This window comes from uncultured Caldilinea sp. (assembly GCF_937128415.1).
Classification (GTDB): domain Bacteria; phylum Chloroflexota; class Anaerolineae; order Caldilineales; family Caldilineaceae; genus Caldilinea.
In genome coordinates this window covers 30,134-52,015 of record NZ_CAKZMJ010000067.1, presented here as the reverse complement: position 1 = coordinate 52,015, position 21,882 = coordinate 30,134, and the positions used below count along the sequence as shown (strand labels likewise).

19 protein-coding genes and 1 pseudogene are annotated in these 21,882 nt (G+C 62.0%); all 20 read left to right on the top strand.

Annotated elements, in window-relative coordinates; all coding sequences use genetic code 11:
- Positions 1-10: 10 nt before the first annotated feature.
- The 20 genes and pseudogenes from Q0367_RS11850 to Q0367_RS11750 all read left to right on the top strand — a co-directional run bounded on the left by Q0367_RS11850 (position 11) and on the right by Q0367_RS11750 (position 21,879).
- A complete protein-coding gene (locus tag Q0367_RS11850; RefSeq protein ID WP_298982438.1) occupies positions 11-2,128 on the top strand; it encodes a hypothetical protein in 2,118 nt (705 codons plus the stop codon).
- Complete coding sequence (locus Q0367_RS11845) at positions 2,125-3,828, top strand: glycosyltransferase family 39 protein (protein WP_298982436.1); 1,704 nt, start codon at positions 2,125-2,127, stop codon at positions 3,826-3,828. The genes Q0367_RS11850 and Q0367_RS11845 overlap by 4 nt, the downstream gene beginning before the upstream one ends.
- The gene (locus Q0367_RS11840) at positions 3,825-5,447 is read left to right on the top strand and encodes a serine protease (RefSeq protein WP_298982434.1); all 1,623 of its coding nucleotides are present in this window, start codon (positions 3,825-3,827) and stop codon (positions 5,445-5,447) included. Before Q0367_RS11845 ends, Q0367_RS11840 begins: the two co-directional genes overlap by 4 nt.
- 91 nt (positions 5,448-5,538) lie before the next feature.
- On the top strand, positions 5,539-8,505 hold the full coding sequence (locus tag Q0367_RS11835) for a helicase-related protein (protein WP_298982432.1): 2,967 nt from the start codon (positions 5,539-5,541) through the stop codon (positions 8,503-8,505).
- A gap of 33 nt (positions 8,506-8,538) precedes the next feature.
- Positions 8,539-8,910, top strand: coding sequence for a four helix bundle protein (locus Q0367_RS11830; RefSeq protein WP_298982430.1), 372 nt, complete (start codon positions 8,539-8,541; stop codon positions 8,908-8,910).
- Positions 8,907-11,804 (top strand): Eco57I restriction-modification methylase domain-containing protein, encoded by a 2,898-nt coding sequence (locus tag Q0367_RS11825; protein ID WP_298982428.1) that lies wholly within the window; start codon positions 8,907-8,909, stop codon positions 11,802-11,804. Before Q0367_RS11830 ends, Q0367_RS11825 begins: the two co-directional genes overlap by 4 nt.
- Positions 11,805-11,859: 55 nt before the next feature.
- A complete protein-coding gene (locus Q0367_RS11820; protein ID WP_298982426.1) occupies positions 11,860-12,837 on the top strand; it encodes a type IIL restriction-modification enzyme MmeI in 978 nt (325 codons plus the stop codon).
- Positions 12,830-13,567, top strand: a complete 738-nt coding sequence (locus tag Q0367_RS11815; protein ID WP_298982423.1) for a hypothetical protein — start codon at positions 12,830-12,832, stop codon at positions 13,565-13,567. The genes Q0367_RS11820 and Q0367_RS11815 overlap by 8 nt, the downstream gene beginning before the upstream one ends.
- 11 nt (positions 13,568-13,578) lie before the next feature.
- A complete protein-coding gene (locus Q0367_RS11810) occupies positions 13,579-14,877 on the top strand; it encodes a Piwi domain-containing protein (protein ID WP_298982421.1) in 1,299 nt (432 codons plus the stop codon).
- Positions 14,865-16,055 (top strand): TIGR02391 family protein, encoded by a 1,191-nt coding sequence (locus Q0367_RS11805; protein ID WP_298982418.1) that lies wholly within the window; start codon positions 14,865-14,867, stop codon positions 16,053-16,055. The genes Q0367_RS11810 and Q0367_RS11805 overlap by 13 nt, the downstream gene beginning before the upstream one ends.
- Before the next feature lie 108 nt (positions 16,056-16,163).
- Positions 16,164-17,324, top strand: coding sequence for an XRE family transcriptional regulator (locus Q0367_RS11800; protein ID WP_298982416.1), 1,161 nt, complete (start codon positions 16,164-16,166; stop codon positions 17,322-17,324).
- A gap of 11 nt (positions 17,325-17,335) precedes the next feature.
- Complete coding sequence (locus Q0367_RS11795; RefSeq protein ID WP_297640768.1) at positions 17,336-17,842, top strand: DUF4411 family protein; 507 nt, start codon at positions 17,336-17,338, stop codon at positions 17,840-17,842.
- A gap of 227 nt (positions 17,843-18,069) precedes the next feature.
- Positions 18,070-18,276, top strand: coding sequence for an AbrB/MazE/SpoVT family DNA-binding domain-containing protein (locus Q0367_RS11790; protein ID WP_298982414.1), 207 nt, complete (start codon positions 18,070-18,072; stop codon positions 18,274-18,276).
- Positions 18,273-18,647, top strand: a complete 375-nt coding sequence (locus tag Q0367_RS11785) for a type II toxin-antitoxin system VapC family toxin (protein ID WP_297641202.1) — start codon at positions 18,273-18,275, stop codon at positions 18,645-18,647. Before Q0367_RS11790 ends, Q0367_RS11785 begins: the two co-directional genes overlap by 4 nt.
- A gap of 233 nt (positions 18,648-18,880) precedes the next feature.
- A complete protein-coding gene (locus tag Q0367_RS11780; RefSeq protein WP_297641204.1) occupies positions 18,881-19,084 on the top strand; it encodes a type II toxin-antitoxin system VapB family antitoxin in 204 nt (67 codons plus the stop codon).
- A gap of 1 nt (position 19,085) precedes the next feature.
- The gene (locus Q0367_RS11775; RefSeq protein ID WP_297641206.1) at positions 19,086-19,493 is read left to right on the top strand and encodes a PIN domain nuclease; all 408 of its coding nucleotides are present in this window, start codon (positions 19,086-19,088) and stop codon (positions 19,491-19,493) included.
- A 19-nt stretch (positions 19,494-19,512) separates the two neighbouring features.
- Positions 19,513-19,827, top strand: a complete 315-nt coding sequence (locus Q0367_RS11770; protein ID WP_297641207.1) for a hypothetical protein — start codon at positions 19,513-19,515, stop codon at positions 19,825-19,827.
- Between the two features lie 11 nt (positions 19,828-19,838).
- Positions 19,839-20,069 carry a hypothetical protein gene (locus Q0367_RS11765; RefSeq protein ID WP_297641208.1) on the top strand — a complete coding sequence of 77 codons (231 nt, stop codon included), beginning with the start codon at positions 19,839-19,841 and terminating at the stop codon, positions 20,067-20,069.
- A gap of 36 nt (positions 20,070-20,105) precedes the next feature.
- Positions 20,106-21,226 (top strand): annotated as a pseudogene (locus Q0367_RS11755) (AAA family ATPase).
- Complete coding sequence (locus Q0367_RS11750) at positions 21,223-21,879, top strand: DUF4276 family protein (protein ID WP_297641214.1); 657 nt, start codon at positions 21,223-21,225, stop codon at positions 21,877-21,879. Before Q0367_RS11755 ends, Q0367_RS11750 begins: the two are co-directional and overlap by 4 nt.
- The last annotated feature ends 3 nt before the right edge of the window (positions 21,880-21,882 follow it).

Here is a 21,882-nt window from a genome sequence, read left to right as displayed (position 1 = left end):
GGAGAAGAGGGTGACGTATCTGAAGTCCTTGCTTCTGATGCAAACAGCTATGTGGCGACGTCGTTGGACGTCTCACAGCGACTTTTTTCTGTTGTTGATGACTTTTTTCAGCTTTCGGCTAGCTTCGGTCTGGTTCATGCGTCCAGGCGGCTACATCCGCGACTACACAGATTTGATCTACTATCAGGCGCGCGCAAGCTGGCAGGATTTCGGCTTTCTGCCCTATCGCGACTACTGGTCGGAGTATCCGCCGCTTTTCGCTTGGTTCAGCGTCTGGATCGACGCACTGGCGCAGCGCTTGCCGCTGTGGGACGATGAGCGCCTCTGGTATGCGGTGTTTTTCGGCGCGGCCATGACGCTCGCCGAGACGGCGACGTTCATCTGCCTCTATGCGCTGGCGAGGCGGCTGCATAGGGTCAATGCGCTGCGCGCAGCCTGGCTGTACGCAGGGCTGTTCCTGCCTGTGTATCTGCTCAGCGGTTGGTTCGACGCGGCGCCAGTGATGACGATTTTTCTGACACTCACGATTTTGCTCTACTTTCCCTCGCCGGGAGGCGCCTTGCTGGCCGGCGCAGTTGCCGGCGTTGGGGCGGCGTGGAAGCTTGTCCCCTTGGCAGCGTTGGCGGCTGCACCGTTGACTAGGCTGCGCCGACACGAGGTTGCGCTGGCAGCGTTCGCAGCTGCAGCCGTGCTGCTCGGCGTCTATGCGTACGCCTACTTGCTGGGCCCAACGATGACCCTTGCTTCGCTGCGTTCGCTGGTGGAGCGCAGCGGCTGGAGCACCGTCTATGCGCTGGCCGATGGCTTCACCCGCCTTGGCGCAGTTGTCGGCGATCCGTTCGACCCCGGGGCCAAAGTGGGGCTGTATGAAGCGAGCGTCCCGCAAGGTGCAATCTGGCTGGGATGGCTATCCGTTGGCGCTGTCATGTTTTTTCTGGTCTGGCGGCGCCAGCAAACGGCATCCTCTGAAAGCCGCGACGCTGTTGTCATCGCCTTTGCTGCGCTGACCTATGTGGTTCTGTTGCTGGCCTACCCTGCGTGGAATCCTCAGTATGCGCTTTACTTGCTGCCGTTTCTAGTGTTGGTCTGGCCATCGGCGCGCGGGCTAATCTACGCCCTGGCGCTGAGCGCACTGACGCTGGCCGAACACCCGATTTACTTCAACCTGATCGGCCCTAACGACTATTCGCCAGCCTTTCAGCAACTGATCGAAGTGGATTACACCCGCATCCTCTGGCTGATTGTGCTCTTACGTACAGGCGTGTTGGCGATGGTCGCCGTCGACCTGGGGTGGATGCTGCTTCGCCCCACTTCTCGTTCTCGGCGTTGGGCGCCTGTGCTAGCGTCGGCGGCGATGGCCATGGCGTTGCTTTGGAACATCCCTAACTTCCTGAAGGCCTACACCGCCGGCAGACTGGTGACGACGCCGCTGCGCACCGCCATCCTGACGATTGACGCCATGGAGGGCCGCACTCCGGTGATTTTCGCCGACCTGACGCTCGCCCGGCGGATGCGTCCGTTGCTGAAAGCGCCGGAGCAGGTGATCGTTGCAGGCGGCCTGCCGGGACGCTTCGAGCCGATTCCTGTGTTGGCGGAAAGGCAAGAGCCATTTGTTTTTGTCCGAAAAGGGGCGGAGGGGAGCGAAATTTCAACCTACCTGGAAGAGAGAAATCTCTGCCCTCAGCGGCGACAGGCGGAAGGCGTGGAACTCTGGTTTTGTAATGGCGCCGACCTCGTTCCCCTCGCCAAATTTGCCGAGGGCGTCGAGCTGATCGGCGCACGCCTGCCTGAGCAAATCCAAAATCCGCTGCACGCAACGCTGCTTTGGCACGCCGAAACGGTCATCGCCCAGGATTACACGGTCTTTTTTCATATTGTGAACGCCGACGGCGCAATCGTCGGACAGTGGGACCAGCCGCCCGACGCAGGCGAAACCCCGACTATATCCTGGATGCCGGGAGCCATTTTTGATGACAACTATCGTATTCCGCTCCAACAAGCCGCGCTGCGCCGTCCGATTCGCCTGCTGGTGGGCATGTACGACCCGAACACCGGTAGGCGGCTTCCTGTACTCCATGCTGTGCTCCCCTTTGCAGATGATGCAGTGGAAGTGAAAGTGTACCCATGAACGCATTCACCGTTATCCCATCTTCGCCCAGAGCAACTCGTTCAGAGGCGCTCATCGGTCTGGCGATGGGGCTTCTCGCCTTTGGGCTTTTGCTGTTCACCGCGCCGCAGATCGGCGTCACCTGGGACGAACCGATCAACATTCAGGCGGCGGAGCAGGCGATGCGCTGGTTTCAGACGCTGTGGCGGGACGGCCCGGCCGCCGCCTTTGAGCAAGTTGCGTTTGGCGTGGGCTGGGGGCTGAACAACGAACATCCGCCGCTGACGCGGCTCGTCACCGGCGCGGGATGGGCGCTGACGCACGCCTGGCTTCCTGCGCCGCTCACGCATCGCGTCGGCGCCATCGCGCTGGCGGCCTTTTCCATCGCGCTGTTGACGGCGTGGGTGGCGCGTGAGCGAGGCGTCGGCGCCGGCGTCTTTGCGGGGGCGGCGGCGCTCGCCATGCCTCGCCTTTTCTTTCACATGCATCTCGCTGTGCTGGACTATCCGGTGACGGTCTTCTGGCTGCTGGCGACCGTCCTGTTTTATTACTTCATGCGGCAGCCGCAACCCGGCCTGCGCGCAGCTTTGGGGATCGGGCTGGGCGCAGGGCTGGCGCTGCTCACCAAGATTACGGCCGTGCTGCTCTGGCCGTTTTGGGCTTTCTGGCTGTTGCTCTATCGGCCCTCGTGGCGGCGCTGGCTGATCTTCGGCCTGAGCGCAGGCGCGACGTTGGCGGTGTTGATCGCAGGGTGGCCGTGGATTTGGATGGACCCGGTCGCCCGCCTGCTCAACTGGGTTGGATTCTTCCGACAGCATTACGAAATTCGCCAGTGGTATGCGGGTCAACTGTACACCATCCCTCCCTGGCACATGCCCTTTGTGCTGCTGGCCGTCACGACGCCAGCCACGCTGTTGCTGAGCGCAGGGCTCGGCGTCCTGGCCGGCTGGCGCAGCCCTCGCAAAAATCCCTGGCTGCCCGATGCATGGACCGGGTTGCATCTGCTGGGCCTCCTGACCGTGCTGGGTTTTTATGCGCTGCCTTTCACTACGCTGCACGATCAGGAGCGCCTGATGCTGCCTGCGTTTGTGCATCTCGCCGTGTTGGCGGGCGAAGGGTTTCAACGGCTCTGGCGTTGGGCGTCCGTCCGCCTGCGAACCACTCGCAGTATGCTAGGCGTCGCGTTGGGCGCCCTCTTCCTGGCGCCGGGCGCCTGGGCTGGCTGGACGCTCCATCCCTTTCAGCTTGCGTACTACAACGAGCTGATCGGCGGCGTGCGCGGGGCCAAACAGTGGAACATGGAGACCATCTATTTCGCCAGCACCTACGGCTCCTTCCTGCCGGAACTCAACCGCCTGCCCGACGGCAGCAAGCTGTGGGTGATGCCGAACAGTTGGGACGTCCTCTACTACTATCAGCGGTATAAGCTGCTCGAGCGCGATCTGGTCGTGTTGCGCCCCTGGGGATGGGGGAGTTTCTACGACGATGCGGGAGTGCGTTTCGACTACGGTGGGCTGGACGACGCCGACTATGCGTTGATCGAACGCCGGCAGACCACCTTCAACGACAAGATTCCAGAATACGCCTCCCAGCTGGAATGGGCGGCGACCAAGCCGACGCTCGCCCGCGTCGAACGAGAGGGCGTCGTGCTGGCGAGCCTGCACAGTCGAGAGGTCATCGAGAGTTCTGCATTTCATTCGCCGAAAGGAGCGCGTCCATGATGTATGAGAAACCGGCTTTTCCTCGTTGGACGGTTTGGGTGAGGACAGTGCTGCTCGCCGGAGGGCTGATCCTCTGCCTGACCTTTGTTTTGGCCGCGCCGCGTGTCTACGCACAGAGCGGCGCCGCTCCGGACATCGTCGGCGGCGAAGACGCAACGCCTGGAGAATTCCCCTGGCAGGCGTTTCTCACGATCGACAATTTTATGTGCGGCGGCTCGCTGGTTGCGCCTCAGTGGGTGCTGACCGCAGCGCACTGCGTCACCGATGAAGAGGGCAACGTCGCACCGACCTGGCTGGTGACCGTATATCTGGGCAAGCACGATCTGCGCGTTTGGGAACCCTCCGAGCAGCGCAGAAGCGTGGCGCAGATCCTGGTCCATCCACAGTACAATCCGTACACCCTGGACGGCGACCTGGCGCTGCTTCGTCTGCAGACGCCGGCGACGTTGAACGACCGCGTTGCGCCGATTCGGCTGCTGCAAAGCCCCGCCGACGACGCCCTGGCTGCACCCGGCGCGTTGGCGACCGTCACCGGCTGGGGGGCCATCGAGGAGGATGGCCCTATCTCCCCCATCTTGCAGAAGGTCTCGGCGCCGGTGGTTTCCAACCAGACCTGCAACGCGGCGTTGGGCGGCGGCGTCACGGCCAATATGCTCTGTGCAGGCTACGCCGAGGGCGGCAAGGATTCCTGCCAGGGCGACAGCGGCGGCCCTTTGATCGTTCCCGACGGCGCCGGCGGCTGGAAACAGGCGGGCATCGTCAGCTTCGGCTACGGCTGCGCCCAACCGAATAAGTATGGGGTCTACACGCGCGTCTCGCGTTTCACTCCATGGATCGGTGAATGGGTTGCGCCGCTCGCCGTGAGCGAGTTCACACCCACGCGTGGCCGCGTCGGCGCCTCCGTCGCGCTCACCGGAAGCGGCTTCTCCGCCGTGACCGGCGTCGAGTTCGCCGGCGCGCCGGCCAGCTTCACCGTCGTCTCCGACAGCCAACTGACGGCGGCGGTCCCCCAAGGCGCAGTGGTCGGCCCGATCACCGTGCGCTCGCAATTTGGCTCGGTCCAGACAGCCGCTCCATTTGCGCCGCTCTATCCGCTGGAGGTGCGCAGCACGGGGCGCGGCTCCGTGACGGTGACGCCGGGCGACCTGCTTTGCACGGAAGACTCGCCGTGCCTGCAGGAGGTGGAGGGCGGCGTCGCCTCTGTGCTCACGCCGTCGCCCGAGCCGGGTTCGATCTTCGCCGGCTGGCGCAGCGGAGACTGCGCCGTGTTCGACGATCCCTGCACGCTCTTCATGAACGCAGATCGCAGCGCCCTCGCCGTCTTTGCGCCGCCGACCTCCACATTGACTATCACCGTGATCGGTGAAGGCGAGGGGCTCGTCCGCTTTGAGCATGAAGACGCCGAGGAGCAGTGTGCAGAAGCTTGCACCTTCGAGCTGTCGACGCGCGCTGCGCTCACCTTGATGGCGCAGCCGGCCTCGGGAATGATCTTTGTGGGTTGGCGCGGCGAATGCGTCGGACTTGCGTCAACCTGCACCATCCTCATGATCGGCGATCAGCAAGTCGCAGCCGAGTTTGCGGTCGAGCGCAAGGTCCACCTGCCTTTGGTGCGCAGGTAGGACGAACGTGCATTGCATCGGGGGATCATTTCATGTTATTTTGCGAAAAGCGGTGAAGCTTCCCGAAGGATGAAAGCAAAGGATCATCGCCATGAATCCCGGCTCCATTGTTCGAGTTCGCCAACGCTACTGGGTGCTGCTGCCCGATCCAGACCCCAACCGCTACGTCCTCCGGCCCTTGACCGGCGCAGTCGATGAGACGCTGGCGCTGGACCGCCGCCTGACCGACCTGCTCGCCTACACCCTGCCGGAGGAACGCCTCCAGCCGGCGCACTTCCCGCTGCCGACGCCGGAGGACGTCGCCGATGCAACCGCGGCCCATCTGCTCTGGCAGGCGGCGCGGCTGACGCTGCGCGAGGGCGCTTCGCCCCTGCGTTCGCTGGGGCGCATCTCCATCCGCCCGCGCACCTATCAGTTTGTCCCGCTGCTGATGGCCCTGCGGCTAGACCCTGTGCGCATGCTCATTGCCGACGACGTAGGCGTGGGCAAGACCATCGAGGCGCTGCTTATCGCCCGCGAGCTGTGGGAGCGCGGGGAAATTCGGCGTCTGGCGGTGCTTTGTCCACCCTACCTGTGCGATCAGTGGCAGCGAGAGCTGGCGGAGAAATTCAACTTCCACGAGGCGGTGGTCATCCGCGCCGGCGCGCTGGGGCAGCTGGAGCGCAACAAGCCGCCCACGCACACGATCTACCAGCACTACCCGGTGCAGGTCATCAGCATCGACTGGGTGAAGAGCGAGCGCAACCGTCACGCCTTTCTGCTGCATGCGCCCGAGCTGGTGATCGTGGACGAGGCGCACGGCGCGGCCATGGCGTCCAACCAGAGCCAGCAGCAGCGCCACGAGCTCCTGCAGGAGGTCGCCAAAGACCCCAACCGCCATCTTATCCTGCTCACCGCCACCCCGCACAGCGGCGTCGAGTCGGCCTTTCGTTCGCTGCTGGGGCTGCTCGACCCGCGCTTTGGCGCGTGGGATGTCAACGCCCTGAACGAAGAGCGCCTGACGCAGCTGGCGCAGCGCTTCGTCCAGCGCACGCGCCGCGACATCGAACACGACTGGGAGCAGGAATCCTGCTTTCCGGAGCGCATCCCCGAAGATCAGAGCTATCGCCTTTCCCCCGCCTACCGCAAGCTTTTTGAGGAAACGTACGCCTTCTGCGCCGAGATCGTGCGCACCGGCCAACGTCTGGAAGAGCGCAAGCGTCGCGTGCGCTACTGGGGCGCGCTGGCGCTGCTGCGCTGCGTGATGTCCAGCCCGGCGGCGGCGCTGGCGGCGCTGGAGACGCGGTATGGGAGAGGGGGAGAGCGGGAGAGCTTGAGAGCGGGAGAGGAGGAGAGGGGGAGAGCGGGAGAGCTTGAGAGCGGGAGAGCGGGAGAGGAGGAGATCGATTTTCGCAGTTTTGTGTTCGAGTTCGATCAGGGGCGCACCGACGACGAACAGCCCGCCACGCCCATCGCAGAGGCCGAAGCCACCCTGCCCGATTCAGAACGGCGTAAATTGCGCGCGCTGAGCAAGCTTGCCGCGGCGCTGCTGCAACCCGGCCAGGATACAAAACTGGAAGGATTGATCCAGAGCGTCGAGGGGTTGCTCGCCGAGGGCTATCATCCCATCGTCTGGTGCCGCTACGTGGCGACCGCGGAGTACGTGGCCGACGCGCTGCGGAAACGCCTGTCGGCGAAGCATCCCGATGCGCAGGTGGCCTGCATCACCGGCCGGCAGGCGGACGAGGAGCGTCGCGCCCGCATCGAGGAGATTTCCGCCGACCGTCCGCGCGTGCTGGTCGCCACCGACTGCCTCTCCGAAGGCGTCAATTTGCAGGAGAAATTCACCGCCGCCATTCACTACGACCTGCCCTGGAATCCCAACCGTCTCGAGCAGCGGGAGGGCCGCGTCGATCGGTATGGGCAGCCTGCGAAACGAGTGCGCGTGATCCGCTACTACGGCGCCGACAACCCGGTCGACGGGGTGGTGCTGGATGTGCTGCTCAACAAGGCGCGTCAAATCTACAAGGCGCTGGGCACCTACGTGCCAGCGCCGGCGGAGAGCGAGAGCGTGACCGAAGCGGTGTTGAACGCCCTCTTCCTGCGCGCAGGCTACCAGGGGGGCGGCCTGCAGCTGGCGCTCGATTTGACGCCAGACGAGGTGCAGACGCTCCATCGCCGCTGGGAGCGCGACGCCGAGCGCGAGAAGATTACGCGCACGCGCTTCGCCCAGCGCAGCCTGAAGCCCGACGCAGTGCGCCGCGAGCTGGAGGCCGCCGACGCCGTGCTCGGCGACCCGGAGGCCGTGCGCACCTTCCTGCTGGAGGCGGCGCAGCGCCTGGGGATGGTGATCAAGCAAGAGGGGAGAGGAAGAGCGCAAGGGAGCGGGAGAGGGGGAGAGGTGTGGGGGATCGATGTGTCGCCGGCGGCGACGGGGCATCTGCCCGACGCAGTCCGCTTCGCCCTTCCTCAACGCAAGGACGGCTGGTGGCGGGTGAGCTTTCAATCACCCACCCCCGAAGGCGCCGAGTACCTGGGCCGCAACCATCCCTTCGTGGCCGCGCTGGCGCGCTTTTTGCTCGAAGAGGCGCTCACCCAAGGCGGGGCCGCGCACGCAGCCCGCGGAGGCGTGATCGCCACCCGCAGCGTGACGCAGACCACCGTCCTGCTCCTTGTGCGCGTGCGCTATCTCGTTCAGATCCCCGATCGCGCGCCGCTTTTCTCCGAGGAAGTGCGCGTCTACGCGTACACCGGCGAGGCCTCCGCTCCTCACTGGCTGCCCGAAGCCGAAGCGCTGCGCCTGCTGGCCGAGGCCCGGCCCGACGCCAACCTGCCGTTGGAACAGAAAAAAGCCATCCTGGCCGCGACCCTCGACGCCTATTCTTCCCTGGAAGCGGCTCTGCGCACCCGCGTCGAAGCCCGCGCCCGCGAACTGACCGAAGCGCACAGACGCATCCGCCAGGCCGTGCGCCTGCGCGTGCGCGACCTCACCGTCGAGGCGCAGTGGCCGGTCGATGTGCTGGGCGTGGTGGTGTTGGAGAGGTTGAGAGGGGGAGAGGGGGAGAGGGGGAGAGGTTGAGAGGTTGAGAGGTTGAGAGGGGGAGAGGGGAAGATGAAAATACAGAATCATCGGGACCTGATCGTTTGGCGAAAAGCGATGGACGTTGCAATGCAGGTGTTTGAAGTGACTAAAACGTTTCCAGTCGAGGAGCGGTATTCATTGACCGATCAGATGCGTCGTGCTTCTCGTTCTGTGGCGGCTCAAATTGCAGAAGGGTGGCGCCGACGCAGGTATCGCGCTGCTTTTGTGAATAAATTTAGTGAAGCTGAAGGAGAGGCTGCAGAGATGCAAACGCATATCGAGATTGCTCTCCGTTGCGGTTATCTGAAATCTGAAACTGCCGCCGAACTGGATTGCGCATATGAAGAAATTATTGCAATGCTCGTGAGCATTAGTAAGAACGTTGATAAGTGGACGCCATGAACACGCAAGCTCTCAACCTCTCTCGTTCTCAAGCTCTGCGCATCGAGGGCGGCCTCTTCGGCCCTGACCTGCTGGAGGCCCTGGCTCGCGGCGAGCTGCCCGGCCAAAAGCCCGAGGACTTCCGCCTGCCCCCGCGCCGCAACCTGACCGAGGAGATCGCCAGCCTCTACCACGACGCCCGCAGCCTGTGGCAGGTCTTTCAGCATCGCCTGGAGCGCCTGCCCGAAGGCGACCTCGCCACCTCGGAGACGCGCGAGCTGTGGACGGTTCCCCTCCTGCGCCTGCTGGGCTATGACCTGCACTTCAGCCCGCGCGCCAAAGAGGTGGACGGCTTGACCTTCGCCATCTCCCACTACGCCGGGGCGGGCGAACACGCGCCGCCGGTGCATTTGGTCGGCTACCGGCAGGAGCTGGGCAAACCGGCGCCCTCCGGCCGGCCGCGGCTCTCGCCCCACGCCCTGGTGCAGGAATACCTCAACCGCTCTGAGGCGCTGTGGGGGCTGGTGACCAACGGCCGCACCCTGCGCCTGCTGCGCGATTCGACCTTCGTGCGCCGCCAGGCCTACGTGGAGTTCGACCTGGAAGACATCTTCGAGGAGGAGCGCTTCGCCGATTTCGTCCTGCTCTATCGCCTGCTGCACCGCACGCGGCTGCCGGGAGACGGACGGGCCGAGGAGTGCCTGCTGGAGCGCTACTACCAGAACTCGCTGGAGCAGGGCGGTCGCGTGCGCGAGCGGCTGCGCGAAGGGGTGGAGCGCTGCATCGAAATCCTGGCCAACGGCTTCCTGGGGCATCCGGTGAATGAGAGCTTGAGAGCGGGGGAGCGGGAGAGCTTGAGAGCGGGGGAGCGGGAGAGCGTGAGAGCGGGAGAGCGGGAGAGCGGGAGAGCACGAGAGCGGGAGAGCGGGAGAGCACGAGAGCGGGAGAGTGCGAGTCTTGCGCTTTCCTCTTCTCACGCTCTCACGCTCTACCAACAACTCCTTCGCCTGGTCTACCGCTTCCTCTTCCTGCTCGTCTCCGAAGAGCGCGGCCTGATGGGGCGGAATCCGCTCTACCTGGAAAGCTACGGCGTCACGCGCCTGCGCCGGCTGTGCGAAAACCGCGCCGCGTACACCGACGACGTCGATCTCTGGCTGGGGCTGCGCGCCTTGTGGGAAATCTTTCGCGATGAGAAACTGGCCGCCATTTTAGGCGCGCCGCCGCTCAACGGGGAGCTTTTCGCCGAGCAGGCGCTGGACGTCGCCCTCATCCGCAACCGGGACCTGCTCTCCGCCTTCTGGCATCTGGCTTTCTACGAGGAGAACGGCGTCCCCCGTCGCGTCAACTACGCCGCGCTGGACACCGAGGAGCTGGGGTCGGTGTATGAAAGTTTGCTGGAACTGCACCCCATCATCGAATGGAGCGGTAGCCGCCCTGTCTTCCACATGAAAGCGGACGGCGAAGAACGCCGCTTGACCGGCTCTCACTACACGCCGCCACAGCTGGTCGCCCCGCTGATACAACACACGCTTGAGCCGGTCTTGCAGGAGCGCCTGGCCGCCTGCCGCACCAACGAGGAAAAGCAGGCCGCCATCCTGAACCTGAAAGTGCTCGACCCGGCCTGCGGTTCGGGACATTTCCTGCTGGCCGCGGCGCGGCGGTTGGGCAAGGAGCTGGCCCGCCTGCGCACCGGCGAAGACGAACCCGCGCCCGAAGCCATCCACCAGGGCGTGCGCGACGCCATCACCCACTGCATCTACGGCGTGGACAAGAACCCGCTGGCGGTGGAGCTCTGCCGCGTGGCGCTCTGGCTGGAGGGGCATGAGCGGGACAAGCCCCTCACCTTCCTGGAGCATCACATCCGGCACGGCGACTCGCTAGTCGGCCTGCACGACTTGACCGCGCTGGAAGACGGCATCCCCGATGAAGCCTACAAGCCGCTGGGGAACGCCGACCGCACCCGCCTGGCCGAAGCCCGCAAGCGCAACGCCCGCGAGCGCGGCGCTTCGCTCTTCCGGCATGGTTTCGTCTCTCAGCCGCTCGCCGATTTTGCCGAAAAGATGCGCCGCATCGCCGAAATGCCCGAAGCGACCATCGAGCAGGTGCGCGCCAAACGCGCCGCCTACCAGCAGGCGCAATCCAGCCCCGAATTCGAGCGCCTGCGCCTCGCCTGCGACGCCTACACCGCGGCCTTCTTCCTCTCCTCTCCCGCTCTCCTCACCACCGCCTTCGTGCAAGACGCCCTTTCGCGCGGCGACCTCTCCGACCCGCAACTGGCCGGGCAGGTACTGGCCACCCGCAGCGAACGCGCCTTCTTCCATTGGGCTTTGGAGTTTGCGGAGGTGTTTGCAGAGCGTGAGAGCGTGAAGGCACGAGAGCATGAGAGCGGAAGAACGGGAGAGCACGGGATATCTCCCGCTCTCCCCCTCTCCCGCTCTCCGGCTCTCCAAACCGGCTTCGACGTCATCCTCGGCAACCCGCCCTTCATGGGCGGACTGCGCATCAGCGGCCACTTCGGCGAGGCTTACCGCAAGTGGCTGGAATTTGCCTACCAACCCTTCGCCGGCACGGCCGACCTGTGCGCGGCCTTCTTCCGCCGCGCGTTCAGCCTGCTCAAGCCGGGCGGCCGGCTGGGCATGATCGCCACCAACACCCTGGGCCAGGGCGACACGCGCGAGAGCGGCCTGGCCGTCATCCTGCAGCAGGGCGGCGCCATCCACTTCGCGCAGCGCTTCGTCAAATGGCCCGGCCAGGCATCGGTCGAAGTCAACCTCGTTGCCCTCACCCGCTCACCCGCTCTCCAGCTCTCATTCTCTCCCGCTCTCCAGATCTCATTCTCCCCCGCTCTCAACCTCTCCCGTTCTCGACGGCCACCCCACCCCCTTCATCTCCTCCCGCCTGGACGACCAGCCTGAACGCGAGCCGGTCCGCCTGCGGCGCAACGAGGGCAAGGCGTTTATTGGGTATTATGTGCGTGGTATTGGCTTTGTGTTGGAGCCGGAGGAAGCCGAGGAGCTGCTGGCGCGCGACCCGCGCAACGCCGACTGCCTCTTCCCGTACCTGAACGGCGAAGACCTGAACAGCGACCCCGAGCAGCAGCCCAGCCGCTGGGTGATCTGCTTCCACGACTGGCCCCTGGAGGAGGCCGAGGAATACCCCGACCTGCTCGCAATCGTGGAAGAGCGGGTCTGGCCGGATCGGGCGCGGCTAGCCGGACCCGGCGACAAGCGCAATCGCGAGTACTGGTGGCAATTCGGGGCCTATCGGGCGGGCATGCGCCAGGCCATCGCCCCCCTGCGGCGGGTGCTGGTGCGGAGCAGGGTCAGCGAGCTTCATTCGATAGCCTTTGTTCCACCAGGCTATGTTTATAATGAGCAGCTTATCGTCTTCGCCTTCGACGACGACTACCACTTTGCCCTGCTCCAATCCGCCGTGCACGAGACCTGGCTACGCAAGCAAGCCTCCAGCCTGCGCACCGACGTCCGCTACACTCCCACCGACTGCTTCGACACCTTCCCCTTTCCGTCGTTGGAGTATCAGAGAGCGGGAGAGCGGGAGAGCGGGAGGGTAGGAGAGCAAGAGAGCAAGAGAGCGGGAGAGTGGCCGGAGGCGTTTCGGCGCGCGGCGCAGTTGGGGGCGGAATATCACGAGCACCGCCGCCAGGTCATGCGGACGCGGTGGCTGGGCCTCACCAAGACCTACAACCTGTTCCACAACCCGGCCGTGGGCGACGCCGACATCGTCCGCCTGCGCGAGCTGCACGCCGCGATGGACAACGCGATCCTTGCCTGCTACGGCTGGGAGGATTTGGCGCTGAGGCACGACTTCTACCCCAACGACCGCGGCCAGATCCGCTTCATGCCGTGCGCGGAGGCAAGGCGGGAGTTGATCTTCAGGTTGATGGAGTTGAATGAACAAATTGCACGAGAGGAGAGTCAACATGGATGAGGTGCAGCTGCCACCTGGTATCTACACCAACATTTTTCCGGTCGCTCTGCCTGAAGAGCCGGTTACGGTTATGGCCATTGAACGCGCCAAAGCTGTTGACTTGCGCCCGCTGATTAATGAGATTCGGGCTTCTGGCGTCCCTGTGCAGGTCTATGCTCACCAAGACCGCGTGTATGGATATGGTCAAGACGCAGCAAGTTTCCTTTCGACCAAAGGGTTTCAAGCAACGCAAATCCATCTTCCTTCTCTGCCTGCGCTCGGCGCTCATCTTGTCATAGACGGGATAGTATCCCTGGCTTTGGCGCGCGGCTTTTGGCAGCGCAGGCGGCTTTCTCCGCATAGCGTAGTTGGGCGTACCGAGATTTTTCGGCAGCAACTGGCCGGCGTTGTCGCGCGGGGAAACGTCAGGGTTTTTGCTGGATACGATCTTCGTTGCACGTACCATGCGGCGGTCGAGAGACTGGGATTGATTGTTGATGTCGTCTGGGCTTACCAGGACAAAAATGGAGACCCGCTCAATACCCGACAAATGAGTGAGCGCAATGCTCTGACCGAAGCCCTGGTTGTGCAAGAGGAATTCCTGCGCGGCACCAACCGCATCAACCAGCAGATTTCTCAAATCAGAATGCATCGCTACCTGTTGCCCTTTGCACAGGAATTTCAAAACGTCCCCTTACCCTGTGGCGGTGAGGCGCGCATAGCGCCGCTTCCTTTTCCGGTTCTTTTGTAGGGAGGAGTGTCATGTTGTACTTCGTTGGTGAAAGACTCTCGCTTCCAGCTTTGCGATTCAGCGCGTCATCCATCAGCCAAAGAGACCACCATCCCCGGCGCGGGTTACAAAACTATGGTCCCTACGATGCACTGACGTTGGGCAAAGACAGGGTCAATTGCCTGATCATGTATCCAGGTCATCTTCAGACTGCAAAACAAACCCTCGTCGGTGGCTTACAAAATGGGAATGGCGCATTTGCCGGATTCCAAAAACTGTTTCGCATTCCTCTTGCCATCATAGGTGAACGAAGTCTGCCAGACGAAACTGCTGTGCAATTACAAAGGACTTTGCCCGTTTTAGTGAGAGATACGAGGCCGGATATTGTGCTGTTGTTATCCTCGACTCGTAATCCGTCGTTTTATACTACTGCCAAATCTGTGCTGCTTGGACTTGGCGTCCCAAGCCAGATTGTCACGCGGGAAAAACTCAGCAACACCAATCAATTGCCCTGGACCTTAGAAAACATCGCCTTACAAATGTATGCCAAAATCGGCGGCACGCCCTGGACGGTCCTGTCTTTACAAAGGCAAAGAAGTCTGGTATTGGGTATCAGTCGCGCCCAAGATGAGAAAAAGCGATTGGTAGTTGGCTTCGTTACCTTGTTCAGCAGTGATGGAGATTACTTGTTTTTCTCCAGTATTGCTCCTAACCCAACCCTTTGGGATGACCGAGAAGCCTATCAGGAAGCGCTGGCAAGCGTTATCGTGAGCGCCTATCATGACTACAGCGATCTGAACGGACAGCCAGAGGAAATTGTGATCCACCTGTGTAAAAAGCCTGGGAGGTTTCGCGAGTTTCCCGCGGCAGAGCAGGCTATGAAGCAACTGGCAGCTAAAGTGCCCTATGCCATTCTACATTTGAATGAATACAGTACTTATCGCCTGTTCGATACGGCCCATCCGAGTTATGTTCCTCAGCCTGGAATAAAGGTCGCTCTCTCGGAAACCAGAAACTTGCTATTTCTAGATGGCCGTAAGCGGGATTTTCGAACTGGCGAAGAAACCCGCACTCGACGAGGTGTTCCTGGCGTGTATGAAATTGGTTTTGACACGCGATCCACGCTCAATGTAAGCGAATTTCCCCGTTTAGTGCGACAAGTTTTTGATTTTGCAGCAGTCAACTGGCGCGGATTCAATGCTCAAGCCAAACCTGCCACTCTAAACTATTCGCGCTTGATTGCAAATATGATTGCTGAAATCGGTGTTGATACCTGGACTCAACATATCGCCCAACTGGAATTGCTGGCAGATAAGGCATGGTTTCTCTAAATCTTTTTCAATACCAAGCGGAAGTAAAGCGTGCTCTGCTTGCGCGCAAGGATGAACTCAACCAGGAATGGGACCCCTTTGTCGCCTCTTGGTTGGCTTATGCCTTTCTGCGCGAAGGTGGTACAACATCATTATTGGCCCAGGAGGTGTTTGAGCGCTTGGAAGCATGGTCGCAGGAAGAAGTCGTCTGGCAGTTCCGACGCAACGTTGCGCCCTTACTTTTTCTCATCTGGCTTAAAGAACAATTCAATCGCCCTGCAGGTCAGGCTTTCGTAACAAGGGCCACAAAAGCCCTTTGGAACCTGAACCCAGATGACAAGTTCTCGCCATGGCGCTATCCGGAGCAGGTTTTTCTCATATCACTCGGAATTTCTACGCGAGGCAGAAAAACACAAAGCCGATTCGTCAAAACTCTCTCGACACAGATGAGAGGCAGTCTGGGGCGCCAAGTGCTGCTTGCTGCCGCGTTGAAGGAAGTGGGAGAAGCGCCGGTTTTACCCTCGCTCTCACCAACAGACGCAACTGATGTGATTGTTATGCTGTGGTGGGCCGAAAGGTATGAAGAGAGCACAAACAAAACTCACAGGTGGTCGCAATTTGAGAACATTGCAGATACGCTCCTGCTTCAAAAGTCGGACGTCTTCGATAATCGGCGCGTTTTATCCGAATGGGAGCTAGTGTTGCTCTACGAGGCGCTCATCGGTCAAACCAACAAGCCGGAACCGATCATGTTATTCGATTACTATCCGCTGCACTCCAGAGTAAGACAGATTGCGGGAGAAGATTTCAAGCAAGGAAATTACCTTGGAGCGGTCTTTGAAGCATGTAAGGCGTTGGAAGACTATCTAAAGCGCATATCTGGTTCCAGCAGAATTGGCGTTGCCCTGGTAGAAGACGTACTTGGCAAACCGAATATGAGCTCACATAATTTCTCGGCTCCCCTTGTCAAGGTGAATCCGCTAGATACCACATCTACAGATTTTGTTTCACAGCTGGATGAACAAAAAGGATTCTCCTCAATGACGATAGGCGTTTTTCAGGCGTTTCGCAACCCCAAAGGGCATCAGCCCAAAGACAAAAACTGGGTTGGCATAGGTGCTTACGAAGCTCTTGACCAATTAGTGGTGATTAGTCTGGTGATGAAGAGATTACAGGATGCAACAGGGATTATCCCCTAATTCCACGTGCTAAAAAGAGAAGGAACTAGGTCAGTGCGGCGAGTGTCGCATTCGTCGCTGGTATGGGAAGCGTGGAAAGTGGTATAATCCGCGCCACAGGAGGTCGCCATGAGCCAGGTCCCCATCAATCCCCAACTGCTGCGTTGGGCCCGTCAGCGCGCCGGGCTGACGGTTGACGACCTGGCGCGCAAGCTGCAGCTTCAGCCGGCGCGGGTGGGCGAATGGGAAAGCGGCGCCGCGCGTCCCTCCTGGCCCCAGGCGCAGAAGCTGGCGCGTGTCCTGCACATTCCTTTCGGCTATCTTTTTCTTTCGGAGCCGCCCCAGACCGTGCTCCCCACCATCGCCGACTTCCGCACCCTGCCCGGCGTCCAGGCCGGCCGCTTCAGCCCGGAGCTAGAGGACGCCCTCAACGACGCCCTGCGCAAGCGCGACTGGCTGCGCGAGCGACGGATCGGCGAGGGCGCGTCGCCGCTGCCCTTTGTCGGGCGCTTTACCCCCGATGCACCGGCCGATCAAGTGGCGGCGGACATCCGAGATCAGCTTGGCTTGCCCATGCCGCCCGCCGCCGGGCTGAAGAGCTGGGAAGCGCACCTGCAGCGGCTGGTTGCCCACGCCGAAGAGGCCGGCATCGTGGTGTTGCAGAGCGGCGTTGCCCTCGGCGACAACCGGCGCCCGCTGTCCGTCGAAGAGTTCCGCGGCTTCACGCTGGTGGACGACTACGCGCCCGTCATTTTCATCAATACGCGCGATAGCATTGCAGGCCGCATCTTCACTCTGGCCCACGAGCTGGCGCACCTGTGGAGCGGAACCAGCGGCGTCTCCAATCCCATCCCTGGAGAGGCTCCGGAGATGCCCGTGGTCGAGCGCTTTTGCAATCGGGTGGCGGGCGAGCTGCTGGTCCCGAAAGAGGCCTTTCTCCCGGCCTGGCGGCGGCATGAAGGCCTGGCCCTCGACAAGCGCGCTCAAGCCCTGGCCCAGGAGTTTCGGGTGAGCGTCTTCGTGGCGCTTATCCGCGCCTACGAGCTAGGGCTGATCAGCCGCTCTGCGCTCGACGACGCCTATCAGCAGGCCCGGCAGGCGGCGAGCGCGGTCGAGGTCAAAGGGGGTGGAGGGGGCGACTTCTATCGCACGCTGCGCTCTCGCAACAGCCGGGTGCTCGTAGACGAGGTGTTGTTGGCGCTGCGCCAGGGGGAGGCGCTCTACCGCGAGGCGGCCATCCTGCTCAACGTGCGCGTGGGTGCGCTGGAAAAAGCGCTGGAACGGATGTAGGGGAGAGGCCTGTGGACTTCTGTCTCGATGCCAACGTGTTCGTGCAGGCGCACAGGCTCTACTACGCTTTCGACATTGCGCCGTCCTTCTGGGAGGCGCTGGCGCAATGGGGGCAGGCGCAGATCATCTGCAGTCCACAGGCGGTCTATGACGAGCTGGTCGGCAACAACGACCCGCTTGGTCGCTGGTGCAAAAGTGAAGGCTCAGCGCTCTTTCTCGAACCGGACGAGCAAACTTACAGCCACTTCCAAACCATAGCCAACCTGGCCCAGGCGCGTTATCAGCCCCATCTGGTTCAGCCGTTTCTGGGGGGCGCTGATCCCTGGGTGATTGCCCATGCTGCGGCTCATAACTTGACTGTGGTGACCATGGAGAGCTTGCGCCAGGAGACCCCAGACCGCAACACCGGAAAGATCGGTGGAAGGAAAATCCAGATACCCAACGTGTGTCAGCAGGTCGGTGTTCCGGTCATTAACACGTTTGACCTCCTGCGCAGGCTGAACTTTCGCTTTCGCTGAGTCATCCACATCCTGGTTCTGCCCCGGCGAGACCTTCCGCGTGCTCAAGGAGAAGGAGCTGCGCAAGTACGGCGAGTATCGCACCCGGCGGCTGGTGTTGGAGGCATGGGAGAGGATGCGAGAGCCACCCGGTTGAGCGATCCGCCTGTTGGCGCGGAAGGAATTCACCCGGTGCGCAAGGCATGCTATAATCGGTGCGACAAAAGACGGTTCGATAGGAGGAACGTATGGAAACCGTGACGGTCTCGCCGAAGTATCAGGTGGTCCTTCCCAAGGCAGCGCGCAACGCGCTGGGCCTCAAGGTCGGACAGAAGATGATCGTCTTCGCTTACGACCAGCGCATCGTCCTGGTGCCCGATCGCCCTATTCAAGAGGCGCGCGGCTCGCTTAAGGGCATGGACACCACCATCGAACGCGAGGAGGACCGCCTGTGAACGTGGTGGACTCCTCGGGATGGCTGGAGTACTTCGCCGACACCGATCGCGCCGACCTCTTTGCACCGGCCATTGAAGACGTCGGAAACTTGCTCGTGCCGGTGATCTGCCTCTACGAGGTCTTCAAGAAAGTCTACCAAACGCAGGGGCAAGCCCAGGCGGAGCTGCGCGCTGCGGATATGATGAAGGGCCAGGTGGCTGAGATCACTGCGCCCATAGCGCTTAACGCCGCCTTGCTTTCAGCCCAGCATCGCCTCCCCATGGCGGACAGTCTCATCCTGGCTATCGCGCGCGAGTATGGCGCCATCCTGTGGACGCAAGACGAGCACTTCGATGGCCTGGAGGGCGTGAAGTGCTTCCCCAAGGTGTAGGGTGTCCAGTTCGTGTGGCCGGATCCTCAAAATGTCAAGGGAGCTGCGCCGTACGGCGCGTATCGCACCCGGCGGTTGGTGTTGGAGGCATGGGAGAGGGCCACTTGACGCTCCCGCCGTCGTGAGCTACTACCCCGCCGGTCGTCCCCTGGCAGTACGCCTCAGGTTGACCCAGGCGCAAATGAACGTACAATACACATGCTAGGTCATTTGAGTACACACAGAGGGCTACCATGCGCACCAACATCGTCCTGGACGACGAGCTAGTGGAACGAGCACGCCAGTTGACCGGCCTGCAGACCAAGCGCGAGGTGGTTCACGAGGCCCTGCGCACCCTGATCCGGTTGCACGAGCAGGCTGAGGTGCGCGCGCTGCGCGGCAAGTTGAAGTGGGAGGGGGACCTGCACGAGCAGCGTCTCGCCCGGCTGGAGGACTGACGTGCTGCTGGTGGACAGCACCGTTTGGGTGGACTACTTCAACGGCCTGCGCACGCCCCATACCGACTACCTGGACGCGCTGCTTGACCAGGACCTGATCCTGGTGGGTGACCTGATCCTGGCAGAGGTCCTTCAGGGCTTTCGCGAGGACGCCGACTTCGACACGGCGCGCCGGGCCCTGGCAAAATTTCAACAAGTGCAGATGGTCACACCGGCCCTGGCCTTGCAGAGCGCCCGCAACCATCGTCTGCCGCGGCGCAGGGGCGTGACGGTGCGCAAGACGATAGACAGTCTGATCGCGACCTGGTGCATCGAAAACGGCGTTCCGTTGTTGCACAACGACAGAGACTTCGACGCCTACGAGGCCCACCTTGGGCTGCGGGTGTTGCAGCCGCCGCAGCGCATCTGACGGCGTCGGCTTCCCGCCCTTGGCCGATACGGAGCACCTGCGCTTCATCGTCCCGCGCGTGCTGGAACTGACCTACACCGCCTGGAATCTCGCTCCCTTCGCCGCCGACGTGTGGAGAGAGGCGGACGACGCGCTGCGTGCGGCGATTCTGGAGAGCAAGAGAACGGGAGAGCAGGAGAGCACGGGTCTCCCGCTCTCACCCTCTCCCGCTCTCCCGCTCTCCCGCTCTCACCCTCTCCCGCTCTCCCAATACCGCCTTTCCGGTGGAACGAAGAGCGCCGCGCTGTTCTCCGCGCCGAGCTGGACGCCTACTACGCCCGGCTCTACGGCCTGACGCGCAAGCAATTGCGCTACATCCTCGACCCGGCGGACCTCACGGAGCGGGAGCTGGAGGAGATCCTCGACCCGTGGGAGGAGGTCGCCGACCCGCTCGATCCGCAGGGTTACGCCGAGCGCGCGGCCAAGAGCGACTTTCCCGGCGAGACCTTCCGCGTGCTCAAGGAGAAGGAGCTGCGCGAGTTTGGGGAATATCGCACCCGGCGGCTGGTGTTGGAGGCATGGGAAGGGATGGCATGATACAATGACGTCCAATCATACAAAGCGAACAGAATCATGTCTGACCTGCTGCTTGAGCGCATCAATCTGAAAGGTTACAAATCCTTCCGCGAACTGGACCTAGTCCTCGGCGCGGTGAACGTCTTGATCGGCGCCAATGGCTCCGGCAAGTCGAACTTCATTGGCCTGTTCAAGATGCTCAACCGCATGATGAACGAGGAGCTACAAGTCTACGTGGCCCAGGCAGGGGCGCCGATCAGATTTTGCATTATGGGCGCAAGACGACGGAGCAGTTGATGATCGAGCTGTGGTTTCGCCGCGGCGAAGAGCTGGCCAACGGCTACATCTGCCATCTGCTCCCAGCCGAAGACCGTCTCCTGGTGGCGCGCGAAGGGACCTATTTTCACGATCGATCCCGATACGCCGCGCCCTATCAGGACGTAACGCATGGCGGTCTTTTTGAGGAAAGCCAACTGCCGCGATGGACCAAGACCTCTAGCAGAGTGGCGCGTTACGTGTTCGACGCCATGCGCTCGTGGCAACTCTACCATTTCCATGACACCAGCGAAGGTGCGCGCGTTAAGCAGATGGGCAACATTTATGACAATCGCTATCTTCTGCCCGACGCCGGCAATCTGGCGGCGTATCTCTACCTGCTGCGCGAAAAACATCCTCAGCATTACCGCAACATCGTCGAGACCATTCGCCTGGCTGCGCCCTTCTTCGGCGACTTCATCCTGCGACCGCATCCCTTCAACCCGGAAAAGATCCGCCTGGAATGGCGCGAGCGCGGCTCCGATTTGACTTTCGGCGCCAACGCCCTCTCCGACGGCACCTTGCGTTTCATCTGTCTGACCACGCTGTTTTTGCAACCCCCTGAAAACCTGCCGGCCACCATCGTGCTCGACGAGCCAGAGCTGGGTCTGCATCCGTACGCCATCGTCCTGCTGGCCGAGATGGTGCATAGCGTGGCCCACCACACTCAGGTCATCCTGGCGACGCAGTCGGTTTCCCTGGTCAACCAGTTCACGCCAGAGGAAATCCTGGTGTTGGACCGTCCTGGAGGTGTTTCCGACATCCGCCGCCTGGAACAGGCCGAGATCGCCCACTGGCTGGATGAGTACGGCCTGGGAGACTTGTGGGAGAAGAATGTCTTGGGAGGGCGGCCGGCTCTATGAAGCGCATCCTGATCTTGTGCGAAGGTCAAACCGAGGAGACTTTTGTCACCCGCATCCTGGCGCCGCCGCACCTTCTGCGGTTTGACAAAGTCATCACCCCCACAGGCCTGGTCACCAAAAAGGTCAAGTCGGGGCAAGAGTTTCAGGGCGGCGTCACCTCCTACGCCCGTGTGCGCCGCGATGTGTACAGCTTGCTGCGCGATAGCAACGCCGTCTGTATCACGACGATGCTCGACTATTATGGCCTACCCCCGGACTTTCCGGGCAAAGCGACATTGTCGGCCACAACCCCATATGACCGCGTGGCGCACCTGGAAAAGGCTTTTGCCGAAGACATCGACCATCCCCGCTTTCGTCCCTATCTGATGTTGCACGAGTTCGAGGCGCTGCTGTTCGTGCAGCCGTCGGCTATCCCTACAGCGCTGAGTAGGGGCCCGGCAGACGCGTCCTTTAAGAATATCGGACAATTCGATTCTCCAGAAGAGATCAACGAGGGCGAGAAGACACATCCAGCCGCACGCATCATGCAGGTTCTGCCAGGTTATCGCAAGGCGCTCCACGGCCCCTTGATCGCAGAGCGCATCGGCTTGTCCAACCTGCGTGCTCGCTGTCCCCACTTCGCCGCCTGGTTAAACTACCTGGAAGCGCTGTAAATG